Here is a 12,300-nt window from a genome sequence, read left to right as displayed (position 1 = left end):
CCCTTCGATACGGGTCTTCGACTTCGCTCAGACCCTACTCAGGGCGAACGGGATCAGGCCATTATCAGAAACGCCAGCCGACGCTGCCGACGACTTGGTGGCGATCGGTGTCGATACCGAATTCTTCGCTGGTCGCGCCATTGGCGAAGTTGATGTGGGCATCCTCATATTTGGAATAGCGATATTCGATCTTGGCGAAGGTGTTGGCGTTAATCGCCCGCTCCACGCCGGCGCCGATGCGCCAGCCGTCCAGCTTGAACGCGGTGTCGGTTTCCTGATTGCTGTCGCCGGCCAGCACGTCCAGCTTGGTGTTGGTGTAGCCGCCCTTCACATAGACCAAAGTGGCCGGGTTGGCCAGGATACCTGCGCGCGCGCCGACATAGAGGTCGCGGCCCTGCTTGACGCGGCCGAAGCCGAACTGGTCGGAAAAGTCGGTGCGGCTGCTCTTGGCGGTGGAGTCGGTATATTCGCCCTCGACGCCCACGACCGCGCTGCCCAAATTCACGTCATAACCCGCGCCGACGCCGTAGAGCAGGCCGTCGATATTCTGATCGTCATTGCCATTGTCATTGTCCACATCGCTGCCGGCCCCGGTGCGATCATAGCCCAGGATCGCTTCGACGCGCGGGCCGGTGAAGGTCGGGCCGACATCCTGCGCGAAAACGGGGGTGGCGACAGTGGCGCCGGCCAGAAGGGTTGCGACCATCAACTTACGCATAACAGATACTCCGTGTGTCATTCTTTCCCCTCTCTCAGGGGGTGAGACGCACAAGCCGGAGCGGCCGAGTTAGTTTCATGAACGGGAGATAAACAGTTGATTATGTGACCTTAATGTCACGAAATCACCTCCATTCGCCGCGCAATCGTGCCGATCGAGCGATGAAACGCCGGAACGATTTTCAACATTCGACCACATTGACGGCCAGGCCGCCGAGCGAGGTTTCCTTGTAGCGGCTGGCCATATCCTCGCCCGTCTGGCGCATGGTTTCGATCACCGCGTCCAGGCTGACGATGTGGCGGCCATCGCCCTGGAGCGCGAGATAGGCCGCGTTGATCGCCTTGACCGCGCCCATCGTATTGCGCTCGATACAGGGGATCTGGACCAGCCCGCCGATCGGATCGCAGGTGAGACCAAGATTATGTTCCATGCCGATTTCGGCGGCGTTCTCGATCTGGCCGTTGGTGCCACCCAGCACCGCGGCAAGCCCGGCCGCCGCCATCGAGCAGGCGACGCCGACCTCCCCCTGGCAGCCCATTTCGGCGGCGGAAATGGAGGCCCGCTTCTTGTAGAGGAAGCCCATGGCCGCGGCGGTCAGCAGGAAGCGGCGCTCACCATCCCGATCGGCCCCCGGCACGAAGCGGCGATAATAATGCAGCACCGCCGGAATCACCCCCGCCGCGCCGTTGGTCGGCGCGGTGACGACCCGGCCGCCCGCCGCATTTTCCTCATTCACCGCCAGCGCGAAAAGGCTGACCCATTCGAAAATCTGCGCCGGCCCCAGCGCATCCTGTTGCAGTCGCAGCCGCTGGTGGATCGCGCGGGCGCGGCGACGGACCTTGAGGCCGCCGGGCAATAACCCCTCCTGCTCCAGGCCACGGTCGATCGAGGCGCTCATGGCGTCGATGACGCTGTCGAGGAAGGCGTCGGTTTCCGCCTGTACGCGCCACGCCCCTTCGTTACGCAGGACCAGGGTCGCGATCGACAGGCCGGTCGCTTCGCCCTGCGCCAGCATTTCCGCGCCGGAGGAGAAGGGATAGGGCTGGACGACATTATGGCCGAGCGGCGCTGCGTCATCGGTCGGGGCGGCGCCGGGCAGGACAGCGCCGCCGCCGATCGAATAATAGTCGCGCACCAGTGGTTCAACCTGCCCGTCCAGCCAGGCGGTGAAGCGCATCCCGTTACTGTGCGCCTCCAGAAAGTCGCCCATGCGGAACAGCAGGTCGCGGGCTTCCTCGAACGGCACCATATGATCGACGGCGCTGCCCGCGCGAATGCGGCCGTCGGTGCGGATGGCGGCCAGGACGGCGGGAATGGCGTCGGGGTCGACGCCTTCGGGACGGTAGCCCGACAGGCCGAGCAGGATGGCGCTGTCGGTCGCATGGCCCCGGCCGGTCAGGGCGAGCGATCCGAACAGTTCGCACTGCACCCGCTGCGGCTGGGCGGGCAGCGAGTCCATGAACATCAGGGCGGCGCGCATCGGCCCCACCGTATGGGAACTGGACGGGCCGATGCCGATGGTGAACAGGTCCGTCACGCTGATCGCGGTGGCCGCGTCGATCCGGCTTTTGGTCACATCAATAATCCTTGGAAACCCGCACGTTGGCGCTTTCGCGGCCCAGCGTGGAAATGGCGCCCAGCAGCGAGAGCCAGCGCGTGACCTGATATTCGATCCGGGTGGCGCTATAGCCCTGTCCGTCGGTAATGAGTTCGACATAGGTCTTGCGCGTCAGATATTTGCCCGCCGCGATCGACGTGCCCTGCCCCTGGGTCGGGTCGGCGGCGATGATGCGCAGCCGGTCGAGGCCCGCCGCCTTGCGCACCGCATTGATCGGATCCAGCCCGCCATTGCCCTGCAGCGATCCGACGGCGGAGGCAAGTTGCAGCGCTTCGGGCGCGGACAGGTTGGTGATCGAGGTGCCGAACAGGATGCGCGAGAGCAGTTCGTCCTGCGGCAGCGCGGGAACGCTGGTGAAGCTGATGTCGGGCTTCAGGCCGGTGCCGCCGACATGGATAGTGGCGCTGAGGTCGCTGACGTCCGCCTCCGCGCTGATGTCGAGCGTCGGGTTGACGGGGCTCCGGCCGTCAAACTGGATATTGCCCTCGCGCAGTTCGAAGCGGCGTCCGGCAAATTCATAGCCGCCGCGCAGCAGTTGCGCCCGGCCGGCGATGGCCGGATTGGTCACGGTGCCGCCAAGGTCGAGGTCCGCCCGCCATTCGCTGTCGAGGCCGAGGCCGGTGACGGTCAGGCGATTGCGCGCCCGCGCCTTGATGGCGAGCGCCCAGGGGACGTTGGAGCGCGGCCGCTCGATCTCGTCGCCACGGCGGTTGATTTCCACCACCTTGAGTTCGGGGATTTGCGCCACGGCGGCGGCGCGGCCCATGGTGAAGCGGCTCTTGTTGAGCATCAGGTCGCCGCCGATCGTGCCGCCTACCCCATCGGAGCGCAGGGTGATCGGGCCGGTGACGGTCGCGGCGATATCGTCGCGTTCCAGCAAGGCGGCATTGTCGGCTTGCAGCGCCAGGTCCATGCCCACGCCCGCAATGCCGTTGAAGGTGAAGCGGCCGGCGCCATTGACCGTCCCGCCATTTTGCGCTGTCGCGGCGAAGCTGGAAATAACCAGTTGTGCGCCGGAGAAGCGACCGCGCGCCTTGACGTCCTTCAGGCGCATCCCGGTCACCGGGCTGTTGATCGCGGCATTGTCCGTGGCGAAGGTGCCGGTGATGACCGGCTCGCCCAGCGTGCCGCGCATGTCGGCCGACACCCCGACCATGCCGGCAATATCGACGATCTCCACCCCGGTCAGCCGCCAGAGCGTGTCCGCCGTGCCATTGAAGCGCAATTGCGCAAAGAAGGGCGCGCGGTTGAGGCGCGTCGCCAGACCGCCCTCCGTCCCCAGCGGATTGAGCAACGCCTGCGCCTGGCCGATCGTCTTGCCGTCGGCGACGAAGACCATGCGAGTGGCGAGCCGTTCGCCGGTCAGCACGGCATTGACGCCGACATCGACCGGGCGGGAGCTGAGCGAGAGGCCGGAGCGGGAAAGGCCGCGAATGCGCAGCTCCGCCTTGCCGCTGGGCAGGCCGCCGCGCGGCTGGGCGTAGCTCAACGATCCGGTCGCCATGCCGCCCAGGCCCAGATTGTCATAGGCGATGTCGAGCAGGGCCAGAGGCAGTTTCTGCATCCGCGCCTCGATATGCGTCGCTGCGCCGCCCAGTTCGCCCGCCAGTTGCAGCGATCCGCCGGCATAGGCGATGGTCGCGGGCGACAGACGCCAGCCATCTTCGGCGCGCGTGAGCACTGCCGATCGGGTCAGGCGGATCGACCGCTTGTCGATGGTGCCGCCAGCGGTCAGGCGGATGCGGTCGGGCTGGACGTCCGCCTCCCCCTGCAAATCGAACAGGCGGCCGCGCTGGCCCGACAGGCTGCCGCGTATCTTGCCCCTGCCATCGACCAGTTCGGCATTGGCGGCGAAACGGCCGAGCAGCACGCCGCCGACGCGCAAGCCCCGCGCCTGCGCCGTCGCGGTGACGGTGGTGCCGGTGGGGTCGAGCAAGATGGTGCCGTCCAGCGTACCGCGCCGGACCGCTATGATAGTCGGTCCTTCGAAGCTGGCGTCGCTGGCGGTCAGCTTGAGCTGCACCTGCTGGTTTACGCCCACCGGCTTGAAATTGATATAGCCGGTGACCGGTCCCAGGACACTGAGCTGGCCATCCAGGCCGCCGGCAATGGGACGGATATCGCCGCTGGCGGTCACGCCCGACACGGCGAGGCTCGCGACCCGCACCACCGCCTGCCCACCCAGCGGCAACAGGATGACGCCCCGGCCGGTGAAGGCGCCGAGCGTCGATCCGCCATTGACGGTATAGCTATAACCGTTGGCGTCGGGGATAAGCTTCGCCCGCACGTCGCGCAGGCCCAGCGCGTCCATCGGCCGGGCCAGTGTGACGTCGATGGTCGGCTTGTCGATCAAACCGTCCAGCGTCAGCTTCACCGGCCCGTAACGGCCGTGGCGGCCAACGCCCTCCAGATGCAGCGACTGGTCGCGATAGCGCACGCCCTGCCCTGCCAACGTCAGCAGCGGCGATTCCAGTCGCAGGTCGCGCAACCCCAGATCGCCGTTGGGCAGCAGGTCCAGCCCGCTGCGCACAATCGGCAGGCCGCCCCCCAATGTCCGCAGAAATTCATTGTCCAGCCGCCGCACCCGCGCCATCGCATTGCCGGACAGGCCAAAGCCCCCATCAGCGCGCGGGACGGCGCGCAGCTTGGATGTCAGGTCGACGATGCCGAAGTTGGGAATGAAGAGATTGGCGATCTCGCCGTCCAGCCCCGCGTCATAGCGGCCGGTCTTCAAGTCCGCGATCACCACCAGCTTGCCGCGCAGCTTGTCCGATCGCAGCACCATGGGGTTGCTGACGATCTGCTGCCCCTTGATCTGGAACACGCCATCAAGCTGGAAATTGCGCACTATGCCCGCGACCAGATCGCCCTGACCATCGACGCTGCGCGCGCGCAGCCGCAGGGGGATGACTGTAGGGCCATTCCGGGTGACGCGCCCCTTGCCCTCCGCCCGCAGATCGTTGATGATCGCCCGGTCGATGGTCAATTGACGCGCAGTGACCAGATATTCATAGCCCAGCCCCGCAAAGGGACCATCCAGCCGAATCTTTGCTGCAACGTCCCGGCTGCGCACATCCTTGAGCAGCGCTTCGGGCCGGGTCAGTTTCAGGTCGACCCGCATATTGTCGAGCGCGTTGTTGCGCAGGTCGATCGCGCCGTCGGCGGCCAGATCGACCGCCGCGGAGCGGAGCGAGAGGCGGCCGTCGATCACCCGGTCGACCATGGTCCCGCTGGCCCGCACGAACAGGCGCGGCGCGGCGATGCGGCGGAACAGGCCATTGCCCGCGATCGCATTGCCCTCCACCGTGCCGCGCGCCGAATAGGCGCCGCTGCGCGCGGCCAGCACGGCATCGGCGACAGGCGCGCCGTCCAGCGTGGCGGACAAACGGCCGTCCCACTGGCTCCAGCCGCCCTTGCCGCCGATGCGCAGATTGGCGTCCTGCTTCAACCCCGCCATCGCGGCCAATATCCCCGATTTGGGCGCGTTGACGGTCACGTCCAGCTTGAAGCGATCGTCATCCGGGCGGCTGTCGAGCGCGATCGTCAGAGCGTCGCTGCCATCAAGCGTGCGCGCCGCCAGATCGATGATGGCGCGTCCGCCGCGAATATCGGCGTCGCCCGCCATGGTCGCGACCTGCGCGCGGCCGGTGACGGAGGGCGCGATATCCAGCCGGCCAACCGAAAATTCCATCAGCCTGATGTCGAAGCCGGGCAGGATCGGGCCGCGCCGCTGGGTCGGGTTCAACTTGGGCAGTTTGTGCAAAGTCGCGCGCGGGATCACCAGCCGGTCGATGTCGAGCCGGTTGGACAGCCAGGCGAAGGGCCACCAGTCCAGCTCGACCCGTGGAGCCTCCAGAAACTTGCCCTTTGGATCGGACAGGATGAGGTCGCGCAACACCGCCTTGCGATAGATGCTGCCCTCTATCCCGCCGACCTCTATGCGCAGCCCCGACGACGACTTGATCGCCGCGATCCGGGTGGCGAGGAAGCGATGCCCGCCGCCGGTATCGAGCCACAGGAGCGCGCCCGCCACGATCATACCCAGCGCCGCCAGCAGGCCGGCCAGCCAGCGTTGCCAGCGACCGTCCCAGGCGCGGCGCGGGCGCGGAGTGGAAAGCGGGGGAACCGGCGCGACCGGATCGACGGGGGCGTCGTCGGCCATCAGAAGGCCTGGCCCAGCGAGACATAGACCGCGATCTTGGGATCGCCCGACTGCGGGTTGAGCGGGGTGCCGACATCGACGCGGATCGGGCCGAAATTGCTGTAATAGCGCACGCCCATGCCCGCGCCGATCCGCAGGTCGCGGAAGCGCGGCAGGAAGCTGGTCGAAATATTGCCGGCGTCGACGAAGGGCACGACGCCGAAATTGCCGAAGCGGACTCGCGCCTCCAGCGAAAATTCGGCCAGACTCTTGCCGCCGACCGGATCGTCGTCATCGCCATAGCGCGGCCCGATCGCCTGATAGCCATAGCCGCGCACAGACGCGCCGCCACCGGCATAGAAGCGGCGCGACGGCGCGATCTGATCGACGGTCGATCCCAGGATGGTGCCGAAGCGGGTCCGCGCGGCCACGACCAGCTTTTCGCCCACCGGCTGATAGACGCTGCCGTCCAATTGCACCTTGGCATAGCCGAAGGTGGTGTCCTGGAACGACAATTCCGGGCTGATCCGGCCGCCCAGGCGGAAACCCTTGCTGGGGTTAAGCAGGTCGTCGCTGCCATCATAGGTCAGGCTCAAGGGGATCGCGCCGATCAGGAAGGTGCGCCGCGCGCCGCCAGAAAAGGCATCCGCTTCGTCCGACGCGACCAGTTCGGCGCCGACCCGCCACACCCAATTCTTCTGAAACAATATGTTGGTCTGGCGCTCCAGCCCGCCCGCGACGGTGATGGTGCGCGCGTCATAGGCGTCGCGCCGGATATTGCTGACCGAGAGCAGCCCGGTCAGCACATTGTCGCGCCGGTGGAAATTGTTGCGGCGATAGGTGGCGGACGCCGTCTGCTCCTGCGTGCCGAGCACGCCGCGCAGCGTCAACGCGCCTTCGGGCGGAAAGAGGTTGCGATGCTGCCAGCTGACTTCGGCACGATAGCCCTCCCCCGTGCCATAGCCCAGTTCGCCCGCGATTGTGCGCAGCGGCGCCGGACGGACATCGACGGCCAGATCGACATGCGCGCCATCGCCCGTATCGACCGGCTTCAAGCTGACCGAGGAGACGAGGCCGGTAGCGACGATGGCGCGGCGCAGATCCTCGACATCGGACGCTCTATAGGCGTCGCCCGGATCGAAGCGGGCGATTTCCTGCGCGTGATGGGCATCGAACAAACGGGTGTCGTCCATGCGGATCGCGCCGAACCGGCGGAAACCGCCGGGCGCGACGATGATGTCCAGATCGCCCTTGCGCTCCTCATGGTCGATCCGCACTTCGGGTTCGTCCACTCTGGCGAAAGGAAAGCCGCTTTCGGACAATTTGAGCGCCAGCGCATCGCGCCCGGCCAGGATGACGTCGGCATCGACCGGATCGCCGACCTTGGGCGGGAAGGCGGCGCGCAGCCGCGCCTCTTGGCCCGCGGTTTCGGCAAGGCCCGTGACATCGACCGATTCCAGCTGATATTGGGTGCCGGGTATGATGTCGAAGGTGACGGCCAGCCGATCGCTGCCCGGTGGGGGTGCGGCGACGGCGCTGCGGATGCGAGCGGCATAATAGCCCTTCGCGCGCAGCAGCCGGTCGAGCAGTTCGCGATCCTCCTTCATGCGCCGGTTTATCTGGGCCAGGTTGGCGGACTTGCCCTGCCCCAGCCGCAGCGCCGAGAGTTCGTCGAAGCGCAAGGTGAACTGGGCGTCGGCGATCGCATCGATGCCGCTCAACAGCACGGTATAGCGTCGCTCTTCGCCCGCATCGGCGAAGGTGGCGGCGTCATCCGCATCGGCCGGCGCGGTATCGGCGATCATCTGGGCATCCGACGCGGCGGGATTGGCCGGATCGCCGGCCTGCGTGGCGGTATCGACCGGGTCTTCGGGCAATGGCGCGATGGCGTCGGGCTGGCCCATGTCGGGCCAATCGACGCCGATGTCAGGCATCGCATCGAGCGCCTGTTGCGGCGCGACCGCCGCCGGTTCCTGCTGCGCACGCACGGCGGCGGGCGCCGCCAGCAGCAGCGGCGCGAGAAGGAGCCGGGCGGCATACGGGCGGCCTGAAGAGCGGCGTCGTATCCGCAAACCATCGGTCATGGCGCCGGTCTAGACCAAGTGCGGGCGCAAACGCCAGCCCCAGAAGACGCCGACCGCCGCCAATTACAGGCCAATCGTCAGAAAGCGGTGTTCAACCGGTCCATCAGCGCGCGCGCCGGGCTGATTCCGACCGTCGCGGCGGCGGTGGTCATTGCGTCCAGCCGGTCCTGAAGCCGGGCGACGCGGTCGTAGAGTTCCTGGCTCGCATCGATCAGCGCGCGGGCGGCGAAGGGGAAAGCGCCGGCCAGATCGGCGTCGGTGTGCGATGCCCGACCCAGCCGATATTTCTCGTCCGACAGATCGATCTGCTCGATCTCGCCCCGCTGCCACGCCCGCTGACTGAGCAGCCAGGCGATGATGTGCATCAGACGGGTCGTGACTTTCAAGGATTCGCAAGCGAAGGCGACCCGGCGCAGGGGATCGTCCACCCCGTCGTCGAGCGAAGCGCTGCCGTCGAAATAGGCGCGCGCCTCGTCCGCCATGATCATGGCTTCCAGATAGAGTCCGTCGACCAGCCGGCGGTGCAGGCCAGGATCAAGAAGGGCGGCGCGTTGCATCGGATTGAGCTGCCATATTTTTGCAACCTTGTCAGGCCTGTTGCGCCGGTCCGGGCAGACTTTGTCCCATTTGGGATCGGTTAGCGGACCATTAACCGAAAATGCCGCTTCGACGGCGGGGCAATCAGGCGATGATGTCGGGGACCAGCGCATCCTCCAATATCGCGATCTCGTCGCGCAGGCGCAATTTGCGTTTCTTCAGGCGGGCGACCTGCATCTGGTCGCCGCCGCCGGCCGTGACCAGCGCGGCGATCGCGCTGTCGAGATCTCGATGCTCGACCCGCAGCAATTCCAGTCGGCGCATGATGTCTTCCCGGCTCACCGCGCCTGTGCCTCCACTTCGCTCGTCTCAAACAGCGCTTGATAACGCGCCGTGACGATGCGGACCATCGCAAATTTTCACGCAGCCCGCCGCAAAGCCCGAATCGAGGCGAGACAAGCCATCCGAATCATGATTTATTTGGTGATCCATCGCCCTCGTAAGGAGAATGTCATGGAAAATAGCCACATTTCAGCTCTTTCAGCCAAGCACGCCGGCCTTGAAGCCCGAATCAAGGCGGAATCGAGTCGGCCCATGCCCGACGCCATATTGGTGGCCTCGCTCAAGAAGCAGAAATTGCGGCTGAAGGAGGAGTTGGCGGCCCAGCACTGATCGCTGGCGCAACACTCTGGGAGGAGGTCAGGGCGCGGCGGCGAAAGACCGCCCGTCCGACCGCCTCGACCGCTCTAACTTAGGGAAATGGAATCATAAATGCCCCAGAGCCGGCAGGTTCGCGGGGCATTTTAGCATATGGCAAGATGGGAAAGGATCAGCGGCGTTTTACGCCGTGCTGCGTGGTGCGCAGATAATCGGGCATCAGAGTCTGCTGCGTGGCGGCGCCAACGGGCTTGCGCGCCAGTTGGGGATCGATCGGGTCGTCAAAGGCCAGGCCGATCTTGTCATCGCGCGACCAGGCCACCATGCCGGTCACCTTGCCGATGCCGCGCAGATCGCAGATAATCTTGATGCCCGCAGGCACAGCCCGTTCGCAATCGGCCATCAGTCCGGTCGCCGACAGATTACGCACGCGCGCCTTGCCCAGCTGGGCGCCTTCGGGCGTGCTGAGCGTGGTCAGCAGGAACAGGCTGTCGCGAGGCGCGGCGCGCGCCGGTCCCCGGTCCGAAATATCCTGTTCGTCGTTCATGCAAAAACCCACGGTTGGAAAGCGGTGAAGGCCGCCATCCTAACCGCGCGGTGATGGAAAAAGCGTTAATCGTCGCGGGAGATTTTTTCCTGCCGCTCGTGGCGCTCCTGCGCCTCCACCGTCATCGTCGCGATCGGGCGCGCCTCCAGCCGACCCAGCGAGATGGGTTCGCCGGTGACTTCGCAATAGCCATATTCGCCGTCGTCGATCCGGCGCAGAGCGGCGTCGATCTTGGAAATCAGCTTGCGCTGCCGGTCGCGGGTGCGCAGTTCGATCGACCAGTCGGTTTCGCTCGATGCACGGTCGTTCAGGTCGGGTTCGCGCAACGGCTCGTTCTGCAATACGGCCAGCGTCCCTTCCGCTTCGGCCAATATCTGCTTCTTCCAATCCCACAGGCGCTGCCGGAAATATTCCAGCTGCAACGGGTTCATAAATTCTTCGTCGGACGACGGCCGGTAATCGGCAGGAAGCGCTACAGTCGATTTGGGCGGCTTATCGCCGTCTTTATCGGAATTCAGGACCGATGCCATCTGGCTCTCCGACTCGTAAGGCCCCGGCGCTTGATGTTCCGGGCGCCCAAACTTTGATTGTGCCCGCCTCATAGCCATGGCCGCGGACCGACACAAGCGGGCAATCTCCGGCTCGCCGCTTGTCCCGGCCCATTTTTCATACGCATGACGGCGCTTGTCATCGAGTCGCTGGAAAAGGACGAAGGGCCTTGCATCGCCTGCGCTCGTTCAACCCTGCCCCGCCGGTCGTTTCATAGTGGGACGTTAACCATTTCCTTTCAGTCAATGGCAGCTTTCCCCTCGACTTAGAGATGATATTGAGGGTTAACGGGATTGCAGTTAACCCTTTCTTTTGCGTTCATGCGCATAGGAAGTTCCCGTCAGCCCATCGCTGGAAATCCAGAGAGAGGCGCGGGGGTAACAAGAGAAGAGTGGATCCTATGTCGGTACGGATGGCTTTGGCGAAATTATGCGCCTGCACTTGCGGCGGGGCGATCATTGGCGGCGGCGCCGTCCATGTCGCCGAAAACGCCCGGCCGGCGGTGGTTCACAGCAGCAAGAGCATGAAGGCCGCGCCCAAGAAGCGCCTGGCCGTCCGCACGGTGCAACGCAAGATCGTCAAGACCGTGCAGGTCACCAAGCCGCAGACGGTGACGGTGGTGACGCAGGCCGCGCCCATTCCGCTGCCCGCGCCGATGCCACGCGCAGAAATGCCGATGATGTCGGGCGGTGGCGGCGCCGTGCCGATCGTGATGGGCGGTGGCGGCGGCTTTGGCGGCGGCGGGTTCATCGGCGGTTTCTTCGGCGGCGGTGGCGGCGGCAGCGGCGGTGGATCGGTCGTGATCTCCTCGACCAGCAGCTCGACCGGCGGCATCAGCAGCTCGACCAGTTCGACCACGGGCGGCGTCTCGACCTCAACCGGCGGCGTGTCCACATCGACCGGCGGCGTTTCGACGTCGAGCGGGAATGTGTCGACCTCTTCCGGCAATGTGTCGACGTCGTCGGGCAATGTCAGCAGCAGCTCGTCTTCTTCGTCCAGCTCCAGTTCCAGTTCCTCCTCCTCGTCCAGTTCGTCGTCGAGCAGTTCGGGCGGTTCGAGCGGCGGCAAGCCACCCAAGCCGGGTCACCCCGGTTCGAGCGGCGGCAGTTCGGGCAGCAGCGGCTCCAGCGGCAGTTCGGGGTCCAGCGGCAGCTCCGGGTCCAGCGGCGGGTCCGGTTCGTCCTCCTCGTCCAGTTCGTCGTCCAGCAGTTCTTCCTCGTCGGGCGGCTCGTCCAGCTTCGGCAGCACGGGCAGCACCGGATCGAGCGGCAGTTCCGGTTCCAGCGGGTCGAGCGGCAGCTCTTCCTCTTCGTCCAGCAGTTCGTCATCCAGCAGTTCGAGCGGGGGTTCGAGCAGCACCGGGGGCACCGATGTTCCGGCTCCGCCCATGGTGCTCCTGTTTGGCGCGGCGGCCGTGGCGCTTGTCGCCCGCCGCCGTTTCGCCGAACG

Annotated in this window: 11 protein-coding genes; 1 reads left to right on the top strand and 10 read right to left on the bottom strand. The window is 65.9% G+C overall.

Annotated features, from left to right (window positions below; genetic code table 11):
* Positions 1-64 precede the first annotated feature (64 nt).
* The 6 genes from V473_RS05340 to V473_RS05315 form a co-directional block, all read right to left on the bottom strand.
* On the bottom strand, positions 65-718 hold the full coding sequence (locus V473_RS05340) for an outer membrane protein (protein WP_066601283.1): 654 nt from the start codon (positions 716-718) through the stop codon (positions 65-67).
* 181 nt (positions 719-899) lie between these two features.
* Entirely contained in the window at positions 900-2,294 is a 1,395-nt protein-coding gene (locus tag V473_RS05335) for an L-serine ammonia-lyase (RefSeq protein WP_066601282.1), read from the bottom strand.
* Position 2,295: 1 nt separating this feature from the next.
* The gene (locus V473_RS05330; RefSeq protein ID WP_066601280.1) at positions 2,296-6,498 is read right to left on the bottom strand and encodes a translocation/assembly module TamB domain-containing protein; all 4,203 of its coding nucleotides are present in this window, start codon (positions 6,496-6,498) and stop codon (positions 2,296-2,298) included.
* Positions 6,498-8,561 carry an autotransporter assembly complex protein TamA gene (locus tag V473_RS05325; protein WP_082678977.1) on the bottom strand — a complete coding sequence of 688 codons (2,064 nt, stop codon included), beginning with the start codon at positions 8,559-8,561 and terminating at the stop codon, positions 6,498-6,500. The genes V473_RS05330 and V473_RS05325 overlap by 1 nt, the downstream gene beginning before the upstream one ends.
* A 77-nt stretch (positions 8,562-8,638) precedes the next feature.
* Entirely contained in the window at positions 8,639-9,118 is a 480-nt protein-coding gene (locus V473_RS05320) for a DUF1465 family protein (protein WP_066601277.1), read from the bottom strand.
* 124 nt (positions 9,119-9,242) lie between these two features.
* Complete coding sequence (locus V473_RS05315; RefSeq protein ID WP_066605112.1) at positions 9,243-9,422, bottom strand: YdcH family protein; 180 nt, start codon at positions 9,420-9,422, stop codon at positions 9,243-9,245.
* A gap of 189 nt (positions 9,423-9,611) precedes the next feature.
* Here V473_RS05315 and V473_RS22775 point away from each other — a divergent pair, with 189 nt between their 5' ends.
* Positions 9,612-9,770, top strand: a complete 159-nt coding sequence (locus V473_RS22775) for a YdcH family protein (RefSeq protein ID WP_082679101.1) — start codon at positions 9,612-9,614, stop codon at positions 9,768-9,770.
* A gap of 157 nt (positions 9,771-9,927) precedes the next feature.
* On the opposite strand, the gene V473_RS05305 is transcribed toward V473_RS22775, so the two are convergent.
* The 4 genes from V473_RS05305 to V473_RS05290 form a co-directional block, all read right to left on the bottom strand.
* Positions 9,928-10,302, bottom strand: coding sequence for a PilZ domain-containing protein (locus V473_RS05305; RefSeq protein WP_066601274.1), 375 nt, complete (start codon positions 10,300-10,302; stop codon positions 9,928-9,930).
* Positions 10,303-10,367: 65 nt separating this feature from the next.
* Entirely contained in the window at positions 10,368-10,832 is a 465-nt protein-coding gene (dksA, locus tag V473_RS05300) for an RNA polymerase-binding protein DksA (RefSeq protein ID WP_066601271.1), read from the bottom strand.
* A gap of 526 nt (positions 10,833-11,358) precedes the next feature.
* A complete protein-coding gene (locus V473_RS05295) occupies positions 11,359-11,928 on the bottom strand; it encodes a hypothetical protein (RefSeq protein ID WP_066601270.1) in 570 nt (189 codons plus the stop codon).
* Positions 11,929-11,934: 6 nt separating this feature from the next.
* Positions 11,935-12,240, bottom strand: coding sequence for a hypothetical protein (locus V473_RS05290; protein WP_242496094.1), 306 nt, complete (start codon positions 12,238-12,240; stop codon positions 11,935-11,937).
* Between the last annotated feature and the right edge of the window lie 60 nt (positions 12,241-12,300).

Source organism: Sphingobium cupriresistens LL01, from assembly GCF_001046645.1.
Classification (GTDB): domain Bacteria; phylum Pseudomonadota; class Alphaproteobacteria; order Sphingomonadales; family Sphingomonadaceae; genus Sphingobium; species Sphingobium cupriresistens.
The sequence above is the reverse complement of the archived record's forward strand: the minus strand, read 5'-3'. Positions and strand labels throughout refer to the sequence as shown.